Origin of the sequence: Bacteroides ilei (assembly GCF_900128495.1) — a bacterium.
Lineage (GTDB): Bacteria > Bacteroidota > Bacteroidia > Bacteroidales > Bacteroidaceae > Phocaeicola > Phocaeicola ilei.
The window spans coordinates 73,981-95,939 of the sequence record NZ_LT635801.1 but is presented as its reverse complement, the minus strand read 5'-3'; the positions used below and the strand labels follow the sequence as shown (position 1 = coordinate 95,939).

13 protein-coding genes are annotated in these 21,959 nt (G+C 41.8%); 5 read left to right on the top strand and 8 right to left on the bottom strand.

Annotated elements, in window-relative coordinates:
* Positions 1 to 280 precede the first annotated feature (280 nt).
* The 3 genes from BQ7489_RS00360 to BQ7489_RS00350 all read left to right on the top strand — a co-directional run bounded on the left by BQ7489_RS00360 (position 281) and on the right by BQ7489_RS00350 (position 6,339).
* Complete coding sequence (locus BQ7489_RS00360; protein WP_072529573.1) at positions 281 to 3,286, top strand: SusC/RagA family TonB-linked outer membrane protein; 3,006 nt, start codon at positions 281 to 283, stop codon at positions 3,284 to 3,286.
* 30 nt (positions 3,287 to 3,316) lie between these two features.
* Positions 3,317 to 4,804 (top strand): RagB/SusD family nutrient uptake outer membrane protein, encoded by a 1,488-nt coding sequence (locus BQ7489_RS00355; RefSeq protein WP_072529572.1) that lies wholly within the window; start codon positions 3,317 to 3,319, stop codon positions 4,802 to 4,804.
* A gap of 173 nt (positions 4,805 to 4,977) precedes the next feature.
* Entirely contained in the window at positions 4,978 to 6,339 is a 1,362-nt protein-coding gene (locus BQ7489_RS00350) for an aldehyde dehydrogenase (RefSeq protein WP_072529571.1), read from the top strand.
* A 75-nt stretch (positions 6,340 to 6,414) separates the two neighbouring features.
* Here BQ7489_RS00350 and BQ7489_RS00345 read toward each other — a convergent pair whose 3' ends face one another.
* From BQ7489_RS00345 to BQ7489_RS00310, 8 genes are read right to left on the bottom strand one after another with little or no spacing between them, the layout of a single operon-like run.
* Positions 6,415 to 7,896, bottom strand: a complete 1,482-nt coding sequence (locus BQ7489_RS00345; protein ID WP_072529570.1) for an MBOAT family O-acyltransferase — start codon at positions 7,894 to 7,896, stop codon at positions 6,415 to 6,417.
* Positions 7,874 to 8,854, bottom strand: a complete 981-nt coding sequence (locus tag BQ7489_RS00340) for a GDSL-type esterase/lipase family protein (protein WP_239496904.1) — start codon at positions 8,852 to 8,854, stop codon at positions 7,874 to 7,876. Before BQ7489_RS00340 ends, BQ7489_RS00345 begins: the two co-directional genes overlap by 23 nt.
* Positions 8,841 to 10,199: an SGNH/GDSL hydrolase family protein gene (locus tag BQ7489_RS00335; RefSeq protein ID WP_072531946.1), complete on the bottom strand. Its 1,359-nt coding sequence runs from the start codon at positions 10,197 to 10,199 to the stop codon at positions 8,841 to 8,843. The genes BQ7489_RS00340 and BQ7489_RS00335 overlap by 14 nt, the downstream gene beginning before the upstream one ends.
* A 52-nt stretch (positions 10,200 to 10,251) precedes the next feature.
* Positions 10,252 to 10,887, bottom strand: coding sequence for a TetR/AcrR family transcriptional regulator (locus tag BQ7489_RS00330; protein ID WP_239496903.1), 636 nt, complete (start codon positions 10,885 to 10,887; stop codon positions 10,252 to 10,254).
* An 8-nt stretch (positions 10,888 to 10,895) separates the two neighbouring features.
* Complete coding sequence (gene lpxA, locus BQ7489_RS00325) at positions 10,896 to 11,669, bottom strand: acyl-ACP--UDP-N-acetylglucosamine O-acyltransferase (RefSeq protein WP_072529567.1); 774 nt, start codon at positions 11,667 to 11,669, stop codon at positions 10,896 to 10,898.
* Positions 11,670 to 11,691: 22 nt separating this feature from the next.
* A complete protein-coding gene (locus BQ7489_RS00320; RefSeq protein WP_072529566.1) occupies positions 11,692 to 13,074 on the bottom strand; it encodes an efflux transporter outer membrane subunit in 1,383 nt (460 codons plus the stop codon).
* Between the two features lie 10 nt (positions 13,075 to 13,084).
* Positions 13,085 to 16,312 carry an efflux RND transporter permease subunit gene (locus BQ7489_RS00315; protein WP_072529565.1) on the bottom strand — a complete coding sequence of 1,076 codons (3,228 nt, stop codon included), beginning with the start codon at positions 16,310 to 16,312 and terminating at the stop codon, positions 13,085 to 13,087.
* 51 nt (positions 16,313 to 16,363) lie between these two features.
* Entirely contained in the window at positions 16,364 to 17,503 is a 1,140-nt protein-coding gene (locus BQ7489_RS00310; RefSeq protein ID WP_394334072.1) for an efflux RND transporter periplasmic adaptor subunit, read from the bottom strand.
* Between the two features lie 379 nt (positions 17,504 to 17,882).
* On the opposite strand from BQ7489_RS00310, the gene BQ7489_RS00305 reads away from it, so the two are divergent.
* Together BQ7489_RS00305 and BQ7489_RS00300 are read left to right on the top strand one after the other, a co-directional pair.
* A complete protein-coding gene (locus BQ7489_RS00305; protein ID WP_072529563.1) occupies positions 17,883 to 20,171 on the top strand; it encodes an NADP-dependent malic enzyme in 2,289 nt (762 codons plus the stop codon).
* 417 nt (positions 20,172 to 20,588) lie between these two features.
* Positions 20,589 to 21,923: an NADP-specific glutamate dehydrogenase gene (locus tag BQ7489_RS00300; protein ID WP_072529562.1), complete on the top strand. Its 1,335-nt coding sequence runs from the start codon at positions 20,589 to 20,591 to the stop codon at positions 21,921 to 21,923.
* Positions 21,924 to 21,959: the final 36 nt, after the last annotated feature.

Sequence of the window (21,959 nt, the reverse complement as noted above, 5' to 3'; positions counted from 1 at the left end):
GTAATGAATTGATTAGATTTTTCTTGAAAATAGGAGTGAAACTTAAGTAAATGACAAAAAATGCAAAATAGGAAGTGTGAAATTTTAAATAATACAAGCCATTTTGGTAGTTATTTTTGAAAGTTTATAACAAAAATATACGCCTACAGGTAGCAAATATGTTAAAAAACAGACTTTGGCTTATGATTTATGAATCAAAATGAAACTTTTTAAATATTTTGTAGTATTTTTGCAATCATAAAATAGTTTATTTATTGTAAAATTTAAGACGAGAGATCTTATGAAAAGAAAATTGATGCTGTTAATGACCTTGCTAGTGATTGGTATAGGTCTGGTAAACGCTCAGGTTTCTAAAGTGACTGGTAATGTCACTTCAGAAGAAGACGGTTTACCTGTTGTAGGTGCATCGGTATTGGTAAAAGGTACAACAGTTGGTACTGTTACTGATATTGATGGAAACTTTACTTTAACAAACGTACCAAGTTCGGCGAAAACTTTGGTAATATCTTTCATCGGTATGCAGACTCAGGAAGTGGCTGTAAAATCGATGGTTAAGGTTGTTCTAAAATCAGATGCTCAAGCACTTGATGAAGTTGTAGTAACCGGTTATGGTGTACAACGTAAAGCTTCATTCACTGGTGCAGCTTCTATTGTAGGCGAAGACGCTATCGCTAAAAAGAACGATGCAAACTTTGTAAAAGTGCTAGAAGGAACAGTTCCCGGTGTACAGATGAACAACTCTACCAGTATGCCTGGTGTATGGGGATCTGTATATATACGTGGACGTGCTTCTTTAAATTCTGGTACACAGCCTCTTTACGTAATAGACGGAATGCCTGTCAACTCTGATACTGATGCAATGAGTTCAAAAGACAATAACATGGTTGATCCTATGTCATCAATCAATCCGGCTGATATCGAAAGTATTACTGTGTTAAAAGATGCTGCTGCTACAGCCATTTATGGTTCACGTGCTGCAAACGGTGTAATCGTAGTCACAACAAAGAAAGGTTCAGAAGGCAAATTCAACTTGAATTTGGATGTTAAACAAGGTTTCGTATCTATGGGGAACAACAATATGGATTTCGCTAATGCTGAAGAATCCATGAAATTGTTCACCGACGGTCGAACTGCATATCAAGGCGGTGACTGGCAGGAAAATTATGATTATCTGGCCGACAACTATTTCGGCTGGGACCGCAAGACTAGTACAGACTGGATGGATGCCATCACCCGTAAAGGATATTATCAGGATTACAACCTCAGCGCACAAGGAAGAAGCGGAAATACTGGTTATTATGTTAGCTTGGGTTATTTGAACACTGACGGTCTGATTATCGGATCAGATATGGAACGATTCTCAGGACGTATGAATCTTGATTCAAAATTTAAATGGGCCACAATCGGTGTAAATACATCTTATAGCTATTCTACCCAAAATGGATTCTCATTGTCTACAGGTGGTTCTATGTCAAGCCCATTAACTGCTGCAATTTCCAGCCAGACTCCAATGGATCCCGTATACGACTCTGAAGGAAACTATAACAACATAAATATGTATAACCCAGTAGCATTGATGGATGAAGATGCCGGTGAACTGAATGAAAACAAAATGCAGACTATCAATTTAAACCCATATCTGCAAGTTGATTTCGGATTAGGTATCTATGCAAAAACTACTTTAGGCGTCAACCTTACAGATTTACGTCAATACCAGTATTGGAGTGCACTCTACAATCCACAAGCTATGGATTATAATGGTTTGGGACAGCAATACAACTCACGTAATACAGTAATTACATGGAATAATGTATTCGGTTGGAACCATAAATTTGCCGACAAACATGACGTTAGCGTGATGTTAGGACAAGAAATGCAAAAAAAATCATACTACTATGAATATTATGCCAAGTCAGATTTCCCATTCGCTGATTCCGGTATGCGTGATTTGACCACGGCAGGAACAGATCAGGGAAGTGAATATTACAAAAAGGAAGCTCGCCTGGCTTCTTACTTTATGGACGCACACTATTCATATGCCGACAAATATTATCTCTCAGGTTCATATCGTCGGGATGGTTCCTCTGTGTTCGGTAGTGATACCCGTTGGGGTAACTTCTGGTCAGTAGGAGGTAAATGGCGTATTTCTGGAGAAGACTTTTTGATTGGAAATAATGTAATTACAAACGCCACATTACGTGCTTCTTACGGTACAGTAGGTAATCAGGATATAGACTGGTATGCAGCACGAGGATTCTATGGATCTGGTTACAACTATAATCAGATGCCGGGTATGATTCCTGTAAGTATTTCAAATCAGGAACTGACATGGGAAGTTTCCAAAAAATTCGATGTTGGATTCGACCTTTCATTGTGGCACCGTCTACATTTTACATTCGACTTTTATAACGAAATTACCTCAGATGCATTGTTCCAGGTACCTTTGTCCATGACCACTGGTATGACTGAGACTTACCAGAACATCGGAAAAATCCGTAACCATGGTATTGAATTCTCAGTTAATGCAAGTATCCTTCAGACTAAAGACTGGACATGGAGTGCTTACGCTAACTTGACTTGGAATGAAAATGAAGTTGTGAAGCTGTCTACTGATGAGCCTATAGAATATACTTACCAGATTATAGAAGAAGGCCGGCCTTATACACAGTTCAAAATGAAGGAATATGCCGGTGTTGACCGTGAAACAGGAAAACCATTATGGTATCTGAACGAAACGGGAGACGAAACTACCAGTGATTACAATGCCGCAGCTAAACGCTATGTGGGAGACGCCGACCCGGATGTATTAGGCGGATTCGGAACCAACCTGAGATGGAAAGACATTGATTTCGGATTGTCATTCAATTACCGTCTTGGCGGAAAAGTATTTGATTCAGGAGCAGCCTTCACCGGATTCGGAATGGCATTCAGAACTCCGTTGAAAGACGTTGCACTCAACTCATGGACAGAAGAGAATAAGGATGCCAAATATCCTCAATACATCTATTCAGACCCGTATAATGCAACATCCACTTCATCACGTTTCTTATATAGCGGAAACTATTTACGTATAAGTAACCTGACACTTGGATATACTCTTCCGAAAAAATGGACAGAAAAGGTCCTGATACAGAGACTCCGGGCATACATTTCTGTAGATAACCTTTACACATTCACCGCAAGTGATTTCGTAGGTTACAACCCGGAAACATCAGCAAACGGTGTCATAGCATGGCAATATCCTGCTACCCGTACTTTTATCGGAGGTATCCAACTTACTTTCTAACTATTAGCAACTTAAAAGAAATTGTATAATATGAAAAAACATATATTAAAAGCATTTATGCTGATAGCTCTGGGAGCTGGCATGACAAGTTGCGGTGATACTTTCCTGGAAACCGATTATTATTCAGGCATTGATACGGAAGATGCTTTAACTTCGGTTTCAAAAATTTCAACCGCACTGAATGGAACGTATTATAATCTGTACTATTATAACTTTGCTGGTAATTATGCCATCAGTATAGGAGATATCCCGACAGATATCAGCTACTGGAATGGTAAAACCGGACATTTTGACGATATCTATACGTTTACCGTTGTAGATACAGATACTTATTTAAAATCCATATGGGAATATGGATATAAAGTTGCTGATAACGCAGCCCGTATAATAGAGGCTGTTCCAGCTATATATGAAAATGCGACACCGGAAGAAAAGGCGGAACTTGACTTATATATGGCTGAAGCATATTCATTACGTGGTTATGCCCAGCTGATGTTGACAAATATATTCTGCCATCAAATAAAAGTAAATGGCACAGACTTTTCATCGGAACCTGGTATCGTGGTAATTAATACACCTATACCTGCATTCGAAAAAGTATCGCGTTCTACTATAGGGCAAAGTTATGAAGCAATATTGTCCGATTTCAACAATGCTATTAACCACTTCGATGCTGCCGGTGGTGACAGAGGCCAGCTACAATATTTCAGTAAAGCTGCCGTATATGGCTTGTTAGCACGTACAAACTTATATATGGAAAATTGGGATGAAGCTATACAAGATGCACAAAAAGCACTTGATGCTGCCAATATTTCAACTCTGACATATGGCAATGCAAACTATAAAGCTCTATATAACAGTGAGACATCCAATACTGAAAGTATGTTTGCCCTAGCTATTACAGCCAGCCAGAACTGGTCTGCTAATTCTTGTGGTACCTTATGGAGCAGCTATAATTATAGCCCGAGTCCGAAACTTCAGTCTTTATATGGTGAAAACGATTGCCGTACAAGCATTTTTGAATGGGATGATGAATCTACTCCGGAAGTTCCTATATTCAAAGGAGGTAAATTCTCTCATTTCTCTTCGGGTAACCCTGCCTATGCGACAAATTATATTGTCAACGCACCTGAAATGTACCTCATCATGGCAGAAGCAAATCTGCACAGCTCAAATGGAAGTATCAATAATGCACAAAATGCATTGTTGACTGTCGCCAAACGTAATGCAGATATTACATCTGTCAGTGATCTGCCTTCTACGAAGGAAGAACTGATGTCTTTCATTAAAGATGAGCGTGCACGTGAATTGTTCCAGGAAGGATTACGTCTATACGACCTGCGCCGTTGGGATGAAATGGCCGAAGTAGATGCTACACAAGCTCCGAGTATCTCATTTGCCTATACAAATTATAAGATTTCTAATTTGGTATTCCCTATTCCAAATGCAGAAATCAATGCAGGATATGGTGTAACCCAGAATGAGAACTGGTCATCAACCTTACCACAGAGAAATTAAAAAAGATAGCAATATCTGCCAATATATACCAGTTCTATATAATTGTATTGGCTCAAAGAAAAACACCTCGGCTATATTGCCGGGGTGTTTTTTTATCTTAATGTTACGGTACAATGAATTGCATATTGATCTCTTTAATATATCTTTACCAATTATTCAACAATTGTACCTATATGAATTACGAACAAATTTTCCAATCACAAAAAGATTTCTTCTTCAGCCAAAAGACAAAAGAGATTCCTTTCAGAAAAGAAAATCTGTCGAAACTAAGAGATCTTTTAAAATCAAACGAGAATCTGTTGCTGGAAGCAATATATAAAGATTTCAGGAAATCAGCTTTTGATGTCTATACAAACGAATTGAACCTGATCTATGCGGAGATAAACTATTTCCTCAAAAATCTAGACCAATTAAATAAGCCTAAAAAAGTAAAGACCGGACTTCCGCTACTTCCGGCTAAAAGTCGCATCTATTATGAGCCCTTGGGATGTACACTCATTATAGGGGCATGGAACTATCCGTACTCACTTACCTTGATTCCTGCAATCAGTGCCATAGCGGCAGGAAATACATGCATGATAAAGCCTAGTGAACTCCCTGCAAACACAATGCATGTCATGGCCCGGCTCATTAACACTAATTTTCCTTCAGAATATCTGCATGTAATAGAAGGAGGAGTCTCTGAAACTACTGCCATATTAGAGCTTCCATACGACAAGATATTCTTTACCGGAAGCCCCCGTGTGGGTAAAATAGTCTATGAAGCGGCTGCACGAAACCTGACCCCGGTAACATTGGAGTTAGGAGGAAAATCACCGGTAATCGTCACCTCTAAAGCCAACCTGAAGATTGCCGCCAAACGGATAGTCTGGGGGAAATACCTGAATGCCGGACAAACCTGCGTCGCACCGGACTATCTGCTGGTAGAAGATTCGATAAAACCTAGGCTATTGGAGCTTATCAAACAGAGACTGACACTGTCCTCTTATTCGGATGGAGCGGAACATTATGTAAGCATCATCAATAAAAGAAACTTTGACCGGATTATACGTCTGATAGATAAAACGAAGACAATTTATGGAGGAAGCTACAATGAACAGACGCTTTACATTGAACCTACAGTCATGGATAATGTAAACTGGAATGACCCTATCATGCAGGAAGAGATATTCGGGCCGATACTACCGGTATTGTCATACACTGATTTTGAAGAAACTCTCCAGCAAATCATCTTCAGAGAGAAACCATTGGCCGCCTATTTATTCTCTACAGACCGGAACGAAAAAGAAAAGTTTCTGAACACTGTATCATTCGGCGGAGGCTGTATCAACGATACAATTATGCATCTTACCGGCCATGAACTTCCTTTTGGAGGTGTAGGGAATTCTGGTATGGGCAATTATCATGGAAAAGCCGGATTCCTGACGTTTTCCCATCAGAAATCAATACTGGACAAGAGCAATTATGGAGAACCCAACATCAAATATCCTCCTTACTCGGAAAAGAAACTCAAATGGATCAAAAGGCTGTTCTGATACCGTTACAGCTATTACAACAAACCGGCAGCTCAATTCACCAAACCTGCCGGCTTACTCTCCTCATCTAAAACGTCAAAACTGAAAATAGATAAACGGCTGTATATCGCTGCTTTTAACTTGAATAACAAGAAATATTAGTGCAACCAATATCAGAGCCTGACCGATTAAAGGTGTCTTGACAACGCCACGGCAACATGCATTCTGCCATTTATCTGGGCACCAATGCAGAATAAAGCCTATCCCCATTAGCACAAATACCTTCCAATAGCCAGTCAGCAACTGAGTAAACAGTTCCGGATGGAAATCGGTAAAGACCTGACGAAGCATGGTTACAGACGATTCAAATGTACTGTTACGGAAAAATACCCAACAGAAACATACAAAATGGAAAGTCAGTATGACAGCAAAAAACTTACGGATGCCCGTACTGCGATAGGTCTTAGGACGGTGCAACAGGCTACGAATAAATTTATGGATAGCCAATGCTACTCCATGCAGACCTCCCCACACTATAAAATTCCAGGAAGCTCCATGCCACAATCCTCCTAAAAGCATTGTCAATATCAAATTTATATAAGTACGTATCTTACCTTTGCGATTACCTCCCAAAGATATATACAGATAGTCTCTCAGCCACGTTGACAGTGAAATATGCCAACGGTGCCAGAAATCGGTTACACTATCGGCCTTATAGGGTGAATTGAAATTAATCGGAAAACGAAATCCCAGCAAAAGAGCAAGACCTATTGCCATATCACTGTATCCCGAAAAGTCACAATAAATCTGTAATGCATAGCCATATATGCCGAAAAGATTCTCCAGACCTGAATACAGGCCAGGATTATCGAAAATCCTTTCAACAAAATTTATACTGATATAATCAGAAATGACTGCCTTCTTGAACAGACCGCTTATGATGAAAAATACTCCTTGCCCAAACATCTCGTTTGATACGAACAGCGGCTGACGAATCTGAGGAATAAAATCACGGGCACGTACAATAGGTCCTGCCACCAACTGCGGAAAGAACGATACATAAAAGACATAATCCAGCAGATTATCCAAAGGCTTCAGGTCACGTCTATAAACATCAAGGGTATAACTGAGCGACTGGAATGTAAAAAAGGAAATTCCTACAGGAAGGAAAATATCCAAAGGTTCAAACTTACCGTTCCACAAAGGAGCCAACATCTCATAAAAGAAATTGGTATACTTGAAATAACATAGCAGACCTAGATTGACACAAAGACTTGCCACAACCAAGGCCTTCCTTTTCCAAGGAGTTTCTGTACAGACCATACGTCTAGCAAGAAAAAAGTCACACACAGTAACAATACCCAATAAAAAGAAATAGAACCCACTGCTTTTATAATAGAAATAATATGAAAAAGCAGACACAAACAGCAGACGGGCTGTTGTACGCTTCTGTAAAAGCATATAAATAAAGCTGAATCCTAAAAACAGGAACAGGAACAATCCGCTGCTGAAAATCATCGGCTGTTTCGGATCATAACTCAAAATCTCCGTCAGTTTACTCCATTCTATCTCCCACATACTGATTATATGCTTTTATAAACGCTTCATGAAACAATAACCCCTGCACTTTATAACCTTCGTGCGTAAAATGAATTTTATCACGTTGAAAATAATGTCCGCTATTCCAGTTCAGACAGGCTCTTCTTTTCCCTCCCACAATATTATACATGTCCCACACAGCCAAATCATTATCGCGCGCAAATTCCAGTTCGTTATTTACCACCAATGCTGTACGGGGATTAATGATCCGTCCACGCCTGCCCATCCTTACATAAGCTCCCGGAGGAGTGGTCAGTAAAAATGCAGCTTCAGGACAATCAGACTTCAAGGATTTTATCAGGTGATTCATGGCAGCCGTATGCTCCCAAGGAGTATAATTACGGGCATGAGCTTCATTGGTACCAAAAGAAACAATAATCAGATCGGGGCGCAAATTTGAAATTTCCCGCAAACGTTCGGGGGTGGAATAAGAGCTGCAAGTTGCACCGTTTACCCCGACAATATCATAAATAATACCATTCTCGCCTGTCTCATCGGCTATACCGGACGAATTATACGTTACCGGGATATGCTCAACAGCATCACCTCCAAAATCATCCTCCAGACACAAGCGCATGATATAAGGAAACACATGTCCGCGTACATGAGAATCACCGATATGTACAATGCGTAGCGGACGATCCAAAACGCTCAGCTTGGCCCAGAAGGGATTCAGGGAACCTGTAGGATCCGTAATGACATTCTCTCCCGTCTCGCGGAATTCCGGAGGCATGCAATGTTCTACCGGAATGAATTTCATGAGATGTTTTATTTCATTACTACCATATGCAGGAACAGAATGTTGGTCGGGTATGGAAGTTTCCGGTATGACATCCTGGGCATTGGCACCAATTCCGGCCCCCAACATATATGCCAATATCAAAAGTCCAAGCACCCGCTGAAACATGCCTGTCATACCGACCTCAATCCTTCTCATAGGCTTTTCTCTTTTCATATTGCTCTTTACCATACAATAACACATCGTATAATATCTTCGCCAGATGCCTTCCACCACGGGAATTGATGTGAGTGTAATCATAATTGGCCATAGACGGCTTACTGTGTACCATTTCGGCCATACTGCCTTCACCCCCCATGGCATCAAAAAGATTCCAGAAAGCGACATGGCTTTCCGCTGCCAGTGCCTGCTGATAACGAATAAGATTTTTCACCCCTCTCATAGTACGCAATTCACCCGTCTCTGTCTTTTCATCACGATCGCCTACTCCTACTATCAATATGGAAGTATTCGGAAAAGCCGTTTTCAGACGCCGGACAACTGTATTCATCGTTTCCTTATAATATGAATAATTGGTAACCTCATCAGAAGCTACGTTCAGACCATACTGTAAAACAATCAGGTCATAAGGACGCATCCGGTTATAAGAGCGCAAGACAGACATCGGAATACCTTTCAACTGAATGCCACTACTACCACGTGTACTGAAATTATCTACAATTATGCCTTGTACAGGATCCATCGTCGCAGCATAGAAAGTAGAAACGGAGTCAGTCCTGTCTACCTGCCAACGTATTTCTCTGATACTTCCATGAACAGTAACACTCTGCAACAAAGAATCACCTTTTAATGGAAACTGAAAAGGTTCCTGACTAGCGTTTATATAGGCAGAGAGAAATACCGAATCGGTAGATTGGAAATAAACGGTAGACGACTGGCAACTGTCGCCGGACACAGCTTTTAAAGACAGGTAAGCCCCCCGACGGGGAACAAAATAATGATTGGATATATCCTGACGGGAACGGTCAAAATAAGATGTATCTGTAACACAATGGCTTCCCCATCCGCCAAAAGTATGTTTTACCGTTGTACGGAAACCTGCCACATTAGAAGCCATAGGAACATAACCTACTCCACATCCGCCGAATTTCTGTTGCAGCATCTTACGCAAATCGCCGGTAAAGATATCTCCTTCTATAAAGGAGTCGCCAAAATAGGCAATACGCACAGGTCTATCAAGAATTTCCAAATCCGACAAAGCCTTATAAAAATGATCCATGCCCCGCCCGGTTGAATCAGAATAATCCTCAATACAGACCATACCCGTCTTACAGGAATCTATAAAAACAGGTTTTACAGGCACCAGACTAACGACCGTATCCGAATCGGGCACTTCTATTATTTCCGGTCGCATATCAGCCAGAATATCTACCTTACGGAGAGAATCCTTGCCCAGCTTGACCGGAGGAAAGAAATAAAGTGCTATCAGACCGGCTGTTACCAAGAATGTCAATATAAATGTTGCAGCTACCTTATTCTTCATCATCATTCACTAAAACGGCTGCAAAGATAGGTGATTTTTAAGTATCTATGTATTAAAGGTCGTGGTTTTCTTTAACAGAATCCAAAAAAGAGTCTACCATCATCATTCCCTTAGGAGTGGATATTCCACGCATATGTAAAAAGATAGCTTCCTTAAATATATCATGAAGCGGATATTGCTCCGTAATGTCAGAATAAACCACCATATCGAATAACATACTCATGGCCTGGTTTATAATCTCAAAATTAATATCATCCCGAAAAATGCCCTGTTTCACTCCTAATCTGAAATATTGTGATGCCACTGCATTCTCAGTACGTTGGGTTGCATGAATAAATTCAACGACCTTGGGATAACGCCTGAGATCACGTAAAAAAAGAGGATTCAAATCGCACAACTCACGCGAACGGCGCTTATAGAAAATAAAAATAGCTTCCAAGACGTTATCCGCCTTGGAAGTTACTTCTGTCATATAGTCATTCATTTCCTTATGATGGAGACGAAGTACTTCAAGCAAAAGACATTCCTTATCTTTAAACAACTCATATACAGTTCGTTTAGATATTCCTAACGAAGTGGCTATGCTATCCATATGAACATTACGGATTCCCTCTTTAGCAAAAGCCAAAGAGGCCTTATCGATAATTTTCGACCGCAATTCATTCTTATTGTACTTCGTTCTCTTCACAATTCTATCTACTTGTGCTGGATAATACCCAATTTAGAAGACTCCACGAAATCCAGGATATTCTGAATCTCCGGACTCATAGGTATCTGCTCTCTGATACGCAGCAAAGCATCCTCCTGTGAAGTATTTACCTTATACAATATACGGTAAGCTTGGGCTATATGCTTTATCAACGTTTCCGAATAACCAGAATTTTCCAACACTTTTGTATTGATACTGTAAAAGGTTATAGGTTCATGAGCTGCCACAATAAACGGTGGTATATCCTTGACAAACCGGCATCCCCCTTGTACAAGCGAGTAACTTCCCAAACGGGTATTACCCTGCATCAATACATTGGATGTCAAAATTGCACAGTCAAAAATCTGACAGTTCCCAGATACCTGTGAGCCGTTTCCGATAATACAATGGTTACCCACTTCTACATCGTGTGACAGGCGGGCTCCCGTCATAATAAAATTACCGTTACCCACCTTTGTTTCATGACCTGCATGAGTACCACGGATAATCACCACATTTTCACGGATCACGTTATCATCACCAATACGGGCAATAGTATCTTCACCCGTATAAGCGAAATCCTGAGGTACGGCTGCGATTACCGCACCCTGATAAATCGTATTACCATTTCCAATGCGCGCCCCACTCATAACACTTGCATAGGGCATGATCACATTATTATCGCCTATCTCGACATTCTTGTCTATGTAGGCAAACGGATGAACCGTTACATTGGATCCGATCTTCGCAGATGGATCCACATAAGCCAATGGACTAATCATAGTTATATATTATTAAGGTTAATCATTCTCTACCACCTCCCAAAGCACTATACAGGTTAATGACAGCCTGCATACGCTGGAAGTTATCGGAGACTTCACTTAACTGGGCACTCAACAGATTCTGCTGTGCTGTCAAAATCTCCAGATAAGTGGCATCACCACTCTGGAACAAGGCCTTGGTATAAGTAACAGCCTTATCCAACTGTTCAACCTGGCCACGGTCTTCTATGAGTTTCTTGTTCTGGGTATCGAACAGATACAAGGCGTCACTGACTTCCTTACCGGCTTCCAGAATGGTCTGCTGGTAATTCATTTGGGCGATCTTTTCTTCTGCTTTTGAAACCTTCAAGTTGGCAATCAGCTTACCGTTGTTGAAGATAGGCTGAGCCAGTGAAGCCACTGCATTCAGAATCAGTTTTCCCGGATTCAATACAGCCATACCTGCACTGTTAGTCCATCCAGCTGTCCCGGTGATATTCAGTCCCGGATAGAAAGCGGCACGTGCCGAATTAGTGGTATAATATGCCGCAGCCAAGGTCATTTCAGCCATCTTCACATCCGGACGATTCTCAAGCAACTGCATCGGAACACCGGCAGCCAACTCTTCCGGCATTACCTGTTCATCAAGAGTGTTACGGTCAATAGTCTGCGGAGTTCTTGCCAGCAATACAGCCAACGAATTTTCCGTTTCGCGTACCTGACGTTTCAAATCCATCAGAGATGCCTCAACCTGATGGCTAGCTGCACGCATCTGAGCAACAGCTGCTTCTGTAGTCATACCGGCAATCTTCATGGCTTCCATCACCCGAACATTTTCCTTGTAGATAGCAGCTGTTTCTGTAGTTATTTCTACCTGGCGATCGAGCATCAATAAAGAATAATAAGTATTGGCGATGCCACAAATAATCTGTGAGCGAACAGCCTGTTCTGAATACTTACTTTGCTCATAAGCCACTTTCTGACCACGTTTAGCATTCAAAATTTTTCCAAACAAATCTATTTCCCAACTTGCAGAGACCGGCAACTGATAAGTCTGCGAAGGTTTCGACTTATCAAAGCTGCTAAGTGTTCCCTGAGGTGTAAAGTTTATAGAAGGCAAATAAGACAACTTCGCAGCAGTTAACATTACTTTTGCCTCCTGCACGCGAAGAGCCGCAGCCTGCATATCTACGTTATTAGCCAACCCTTCTTCAATCAGTGCCTGCAATTTCGAATCACGGAAAATTTCTTTCCATGGCAAATTTCCCATATTGGTCGTGTCAGCAGCCAACGTATCTGTTGCCGATGCCGGATCACGATAGATGCCTGAAGCATCTATCGATTCCGGACGATCATATGATTTATAAATGTGGCAACTGCTCATTAAAGCAGTCAGACACATCATTCCTATAATCTGTTTCTTCATGTTCGTCTAATCAATTTTTAGTTGGAGAATACTGTTCAATCTCTGATTCCACTTCACTTTCATCCAAGCTATTCCATTCCATCGGCTTAACCTTCTCCTGTAACCACTGGAAGATTACAAACAATACCGGGACAATGAATATCTGCAAAATCATACCGATCAACATACCACCGATAGCTGAAGATCCCAATGTACGGTTACCATGAGCACCTACACCAAAAGCAAACATCAACGGGAGCAAACCGACAATCATCGCCAAAGAAGTCATCAAAATAGGTCGTAAACGAGCGGCGGCACCCAACACGGCAGCCCACGATATACTCATACCCTGTTTACGACGGTCAAGAGCAAACTCTACAATCAGAATGGCGTTCTTTGCCAACAGACCCATCAACATGATCAAGGCAATCTGCATATAGATATCGTTTGACATGGAACCGACTATCATTCTCAATGCCGGAATACTACCCAACGCACTGAATCCGTTGACAAAAATAAAGCTACCCATCAAACCGAACGGTACGGAAAGCAATACGGCCAGCGGAAGAATGTAACTTTCGTACTGGGCACTCAGCAACAAGTATACGAATACAAAACAGAGCACAAAGATGATACCCGTCGTACTGCCACTTGAAGAAGCCTCTTCACGTGCCATACCCCCCAGTTCATAACCAAATCCGGTCGGCAGGTTTTCCTTGGCTACTTCCGCAATGGCTTGCAGCGCCTGACCTGATGTATATCCGGAAGCCGGAGCCACCATCACCTTCATAGAAGTGTACAGGTTGAAACGGCTGATGATATCCGGACCATATACTTTCTTCAAGCTTACGAACTGTGTGATAGGCGCCATTTCTCCGTTGCTGCCCCGTACTTTCACACCATTCAAAGATTCCATATTCTTGGTAGCATCCGGTTCGGCCTGAATCATTACACGGTACATCTTACCGAAACGGTTGAAGTTGGATGCATACAGACCACCGAAGTATCCCTGCATCGTAGAAAGGATGTCGCTCGGACTGATACCGGCTTTCTTACAAGCTGCTGCATCAATATCCAACTGATATTGCGGGAAGCTCGGGTTGAAGGTGGTCTTCGCAGAGTTGATTTCCGGCCGTGCTTCCAAAGCGGCAGTATAATTGTTCACGACCTCGAAGAAGTGATCCAAGCTACCACCGGTTTTATCCTGCATATTCAACTCGATATCACTTGATACAGAGTAACCCGGAATCATCGGAGGAGCGAAGAACAATACCTGTGCATCTTTGATAACTTTCTGCGCACGCATAAACAAAGTCGCATAAATCACGTCTGAGTTCTGCATCAATGAACGTTCTTCCCAGTCTTTCAGCTTGATGATGACAGAACCGTAAGAAGGTCCCTGACCACCGATAAAGCTGTAACCAGATATAATGGTACGTGACTGGACTGCAGGTTCGGCAGCCACAAGACTATCTACCTGAGTTAAAACTTCCATGGCACGTTCCTGTGAAGTACCAGGAGGCAAAGTCACAGCACCCATAATAGTACCGGTATCCTCGTTCGGAACCATACCTGTCGGAGTAATCTTCATAAAGAATACCAACAGGACAATGGAAGCAACTACCAGTCCCATTGACAGCCATTTCTTATGAATAAAAAATACCACACGTTTCTTATAACTCTTCAACAAAGAATCGTAAGCAGCATTGAAGGAAGTATGGAAACGGTCAATCACACTCATCTTCTTCGGCTTATGCTCTGAATCATGCGGTTTCAGGAAGAGAGCACACAAGGCCGGTGACAACGTCAAAGCGTTCAACGCAGAGAAGGCGATAGAAATGGCCATGGTAATACCGAACTGACGGTAGAATGTACCGGCCGTACCACCCATGAAACTTACCGGGATAAACACGGACATCATGACCAATGTAATGGAAACCAATGCACCACCCAGTTCACTCATGGCATCGATAGAAGCTTCACGGGAAGATTTATATCCCTGATCCAGTTTTGCATGGACACCTTCCACCACCACAATGGCATCATCGACCACAATCGCAATGGCCAACACCATCGCCGAAAGTGTCAGCAGGTTCACACTAAATCCAATCAGTTTCAACACGAAGAACGTTGCAATCAAGGCTACCGGAATGGCAATAGCCGGAATCAACGTAGAACGCATATCCTGCAAGAAGATATACACTACAATGAACACCAGGATAAATGCCTCAATCAAAGTCTTGATAACTTCGTGGATAGACGCATACAAGAAGTCGTTGGCATTTTGTGCCACGTTAATCTTCAAACCGGCAGGCAAACTTTCTTCCGCCTTACTGATTACATCCAACAGGTTGTTGATGGTTTCCGTGGCGTTGGTTCCTGCCATCTGGAAGACGATACAGGTTACAGCCTTATGACCGTTTACAGTATTATTAAAGGTATACGCCAAACGTCCCAGCTCAATTCGGGCAACATCTCCCAAACGGAGCACTTCCCCATCAGGCAAAGCCTTGATAACAATATTCTCAAATTCTTCAGTCTGCTGCAGACGTCCTTTGTAACGGATGGTGTACTGGAATGTCTGGTTTCCACGTTCACCGAACTGTCCCGGAGCCGCTTCAATATTCTGTTCAGCCAAAGCATTGGAAACATCCGACGGCACCAATTTATACTGCGCCATAATATCCGGTTTCAGCCAAATACGCATAGAATAGTCCTGCCCCATCACATTGGCATCACCCACACCTTTTACACGCTGAACTTCCGGAATCAAGTTAATTTTGGCGTAGTTTTCAATAAATTCAATGTTATATTTGTCTTCCGCATCATACAATGAGAAAATCAGCAACATAGAGTTCTGACGTTTCTGGGTAGTCACACCGACTTTAGTTACTTCTGCCGGCAACAGACCTTGCGCCATAGAAACACGATTTTGTACATTGACCGCAGCCATATCCGGATCGGTTCCTTGATTAAAATAAACACTGATATCCGCAGAACCATTATTAGATGCACTAGACTGGATATACATCATGTTTTCTACACCATTGATCTGGTCCTCCAAAGGTGCAATCACAGAATTCAATACAGTCTGTGCATTGGCACCCGTATAGGTAGCTCTCACCGATACGGTAGGAGGGGCAATGTCCGGATATTGTGTAACCGGCAGTGTAGCCAAACCGATTACACCCAGGATTACTATCAAGATAGAAATTACCGTTGACAGCACCGGACGGTTAATAAATTTATCTAGCTTCATTCTATTACTTGAATAATATATTATACGAAATTATTGTAACCTCACACGACATCAATTGAAAGCTGTCTGGATATTTCCGTCACGCTGATCCTGAAGAGCCTTCTGGAATTTTGCTTCCTTCTGTGCAACAGTAATAGGAGTAATCTTCTGGCCGTCCTGTAAGGTCTGAACACCCTCTACCACAATCTTATCTCCTTCTTTTAATCCACCGGTAACAATGTAGTTCTTACCGTCATTCAAATTGGAGACTTCAACTTCTGTATGTTTCAATGTACTGTCCGGCTGAAGGACATAAACGAACTTCTTATCCTGGATTTCCTGTGTAGCTGATTGCGGTATCAATATAACATTGTTCATCGTATAAGGGAACACAACATTTGCCATACCGCCGCTACGCAAAACATTCTGTTTGTTCGGGAACACGGCACGCATGCTGACAGAACCTGTAGTCTGGTCAATGACTCCACTGACAGCGTCTATCTTACCTTCTTCTGCATACATGGTTCCATCAGCCAGTTGCAATTTAACAGCCGGCATCTTTTCCAATTGTTCCTTCAATGTACCTCCGGCCCGTGTCAATTCCAACAATTGTTTTTCTGTCATAGAGAAATATACATACATATCGCCAATCTCTGACACCGTAGTCAGCGGCTCCGTAATCGACGGACTAACCAAGGCTCCAATACGGTAAGGGAAAGTACCGATAACTCCATCCGACGGACTGGTTACCGTACAGAATCCAAGATTCTGTTTGGCAGCTGAATATGCAGCCTCAGCCTGTGCCAGGCTGGCTTTTGCCGTAAGCAGATTGTTTACAGCAGTCTGATATTCGAAATCACTAATAATTTGCTGTTCATGCAGCATCTTCTTATTTTTTTCGGTAGCAGAAAGTGTTTCCAGATTGGCCTTTGCCGATTTAACAGAAGCAACAGCCTGGTCGTACGCAGCCTTATATTGAGTAGGATCAATTTGAAACAATGCTTGTCCTTTCCTCACGGTGGCACCTTCATCTACACACAGTTTCACAATAAGTCCTGAAACCTGAGGACGGACTTCAATATCCTGCAAACCTTTGATTGTTGCCGGATACTGTTCACTCTGATTACTGGATGTCATCTTCACAGTTTCTACAGCAAACTGATCATCACCCATCTTCGCACCACTTTGACCTCCCCCGCAAGCAGTCAACATCGAAAGACCCAATGCATAAAAGGCTATTCGACCTGAAGATAATTTTCTGTTTCTTTTTACTCTCATATTCATGTCATTAAATTAATATTTCTGTTTTTAGAGTTCTTCCCAGAAAACTTTTTAAAGTTTTCCAGTTTTCAGGCTACAAATATAAAGAAAATGTGCTATAAAACACTACCTTTTAACTAAGTATAACCTTAAATATCGACATAATATTAAAGATTGACCGTAATATCTATAATTCCTGACAAATTTCAAGAGTGTCATGTATGAAGCCACGGATTTATCGTTTTTTTTATAAAAAAATATCCGATTTATTATTTTATTTCTACATTTGTGCACATTAACAAATTATAGAATTATCTAAAACAATAATACCATGGCTAAAATAACAAAAGAAGCGGCCTTGCTTTATCATTCGCAAGGCAAACCGGGAAAAATTGAAGTGGTTCCCACCAAACCTTATCAGACCCAAACCGATTTATCGTTGGCTTATTCACCGGGCGTTGCCGAGCCATGCCTGGAAATTCAGAAAAATCCGGACACAGCATATGACTATACCGCTAAAGGCAATCTTGTAGCTGTCATTTCAAATGGTACAGCCGTATTGGGACTTGGAGATATTGGAGCCATGAGTGGCAAACCTGTGATGGAAGGTAAAGGTTTGTTATTTAAAATCTATGCCGGTATCGATGTCTTCGATATTGAAGTAAATGAAAAAGACCCCAGCAAATTTGTCGAAGCTGTAAAAGCTATCGCTCCTACCTTCGGAGGAATCAATCTGGAAGATATCAAAGCTCCAGAATGTTTTGAAATCGAACGTCGTTTAAAAGAGGAACTCGATATCCCCGTTATGCACGATGACCAACATGGCACCGCCATCATTTCCAGCGCTGGCCTGTTAAATGCACTGGAAGTTGCCGGAAAGAAGATCGAAGATGTCAAAATTGTTGTGAATGGAGCCGGAGCTTCTGCCGTATCCTGTACAAAACTATATATTTCATTAGGGGCGCGTCTGGAAAACATCGTCATGCTGGACAGCAAAGGAGTCATTTCCAAAACCCGTACAGACTTGAATGAACAAAAGAAATTTTTTGCTACAGACCGTACTGATATCCACACCTTGGCTGAAGCGATAAAAGGCGCAGATGTATTCTTGGGCCTGTCACGAGGAAATGTCCTGTCACAGGATATGATCCGCAGCATGGCCAGCCATCCAATCGTCTTTGCACTGGCTAATCCGACTCCTGAGATTTCATACGAAGATGCAATGGCTTCCCGACCGGATGTCCTGATGGCGACCGGACGTTCAGACTATCCGAACCAGATCAATAACGTAATCGGGTTCCCGTACATCTTCCGTGGTGCCTTGGACACCCGTTCTACAGCCATCAATGAAGAAATGAAACTGGCTGCAGTACGTGCAATTGCAGAACTTGCCAAAAAGCCTGTACCGGATGTGGTCAATAACGCTTACCACGTAAATAACTTTACATTTGGCCCCGAATACTTTATACCGAAACCTGTAGATCCCCGCTTAATCACAGAAGTTTCCATGGCGGTCGCCAAAGCTGCGATGGATTCGGGAGTGGCACGCAAACAGATTACCGATTGGAACGAATACAAGAATCATTTGCGTGAACTGATGGGACAGGAAAACAAACTTACACGTCAGCTATATGACACAGCACGCAGTTGTCCTCAACGTGTAGTCTTTGCTGAAGGAATCCACCCCAATATGCTGAAAGCAGCTGTAGAAGCAAAAGCCGAAGGTATATGTAACCCAATCCTATTGGGGAACGAAGAACGTATAGCCAAGCTCGCCAAAGAACTGGACCTCAATCTTGAAGGTATTGAAATCGTCAACCTCCGCCACGACCGTGAAGCTGAACGCCGAGAACGTTATGCACGCATTTTAAGTGAAAAACGTGCACGTGAAGGAGCTAATTTCCAGGAGGCCAATGACAAGATGTTCGAAAGAAACTATTTCGGTATGATGATGGTCGAGACAGGAGATGCAGACGCTTTTGTAACCGGTTTGTATACCAAATACTCAAATACAATCAAAGTCGCGAAAGAAGTGATCGGTATCCAGCCTGAATATAACCATTTCGGTACGATGCATATTCTGAACTCTAAAAAGGGAACTTACTTCATTGCCGATACATTGATTAACCGCCATCCGGACACAGATACCCTGATTGATATCGCCAAACTTACAATGAAAGCAGTACGGTTCTTCAATCAGGAACCGGTAATGGCTATGCTTTCCTACTCCAATTTCGGATCAGACACAGAAGGAAGCCCAGCTAAAGTCCATGAAGCAATCAATTATATGCACCGCGAATACCCGGATTTGGCTATCGACGGAGAAATGCAAGTCAAATTTGCCTTGAATAATGAGCTGCGTGACGAAAAGTATCCTTTTACCCGTTTAAAAGGAAAAGAAGTCAATACACTGGTATTCCCGAATTTAAGCTCAGCCAATGCCACTTACCAACTGATACAGAGCATGAGTGAAACAGAAGTGATAGGCCCGATCCAGATGGGACTGAACAAACCGATCCATTTCACCGATATTGAAAGTTCTGTCCGTGACATCGTCAATATTACAGCTATCGCCTGTATAGATGCAATTGTTGCTAAAAAAATCCAGAACAAGCAATGACCTTTACCAAATATATATAGGGGATTTCGTGAGATCCCCTATATATACCTTTAATATAACGAACCAATACCATGAAAAAGCCGCTCAATAATACTCAATGCATTATCCTGACTCTATTCTGGGCCGCGCTCTGCTTTTTTATCCTTACTTCTTCACCACGCATTGACGGACCTCTTGTCACCATGATTCTCATATCAGGAGCATTGGTTTTCATTCCAATAATAAAATCCATAAAAAACAAATGATTTGAATATTTTTGTTTTTTTAATTCCAAAAAAGTTTCATTTTATACATTTTCCTTCTTTTTTCATTGACAAATATTGCAAGAGACATTCTTTGTCTTTATATTTGTAACTGTTCTTCGGTAGAAGATAAAGACAAACAACTAATAATAATTTTTAGAGACCTCATCTATTTATGAATGCAGCAAAAGTTTTAGAAGATCTGAAAAGAAGATTTCCAAATGAACCTGAATACCATCAGGCAGTAGAAGAAGTGTTAGGAACAATCGAAGAAGAATACAACAAACATCCCGAATTCGATAAAGTAAATCTGATTGAACGCTTATGTATTCCCGACAGAGTCTATCAGTTCCGGGTTACCTGGATGGACGACAAAGGTAACATCCAGACCAATATGGGTTATCGCGTCCAGCATAACAACGCCATTGGCCCTTACAAAGGTGGTATCCGTTTCCATAGCTCAGTAAACCTGGGTATTCTGAAATTCCTGGCATTCGAACAAACATTCAAGAATTCATTGACAACTCTCCCGATGGGTGGAGGTAAAGGAGGTTCTGATTTTTCACCACGTGGCAAATCAAACGCTGAAGTCATGCGCTTTTGCCAAGCCTTCATGTTGGAATTGTGGCGTCACATCGGTCCCGAAACTGATGTACCTGCAGGTGATATAGGCGTAGGAGGACGTGAAGTCGGTTATATGTTCGGTATGTACAAGAAACTGAGCCATGAATTCAGCGGAGTATTGACCGGCAAAGGACGGGAATTCGGCGGTTCATTGATCCGTCCGGAAGCTACCGGTTACGGTAATATCTATTTCCTGCTTGAAATGTTGAAAACCAGAAATATTGATATCAAAGGAAAAACCTGCCTGGTTTCCGGAGCTGGAAATGTAGCCCAATATACTGTAGAGAAATTAATAGAACTAGGAGCTAAAGTCGTTACAATGTCCGACTCCGACGGTTATATCTATGATCCTGACGGTATCGACCGGGAAAAACTGGATTACATTATGGAGTTGAAGAACCTGTATCGTGGACGTATCCGTGAATATGCCGAAAAATATGGATGCAAATATGTTGCCGGTGCACGTCCATGGAATGAAAAGGCAGATATTGCTCTTCCATCCGCAACTCAGAATGAAATTAATGGAGATGATGCCAAAGCTCTAATCGCAAATGGAGTATTCGCTGTTTCCGAAGGAGCGAACATGCCGTCAACACCAGAAGCGATCCGTGTATTCCAGGAAGCAAAAATTCTGTATGCTCCAGGTAAAGCAGCCAATGCCGGAGGAGTTTCCGTTTCAGGCTTGGAAATGACACAGAACTCTATCAAACTGAGCTGGAGTCAGGAAGAGGTAGATGAAAAGCTGAAAAGTATCATGAAGAATATCCACGAAGCGTGTGTACAATACGGTACAGAACCTGACGGTTATATCAATTACGTAAAAGGTGCAAATGTTGCCGGTTTCATGAAAGTTGCCAAAGCTATGATGGCTCAAGGTATTGTATAACAAAGCTAAAGCTACAAAAGAAAATTTTTCTTAAAT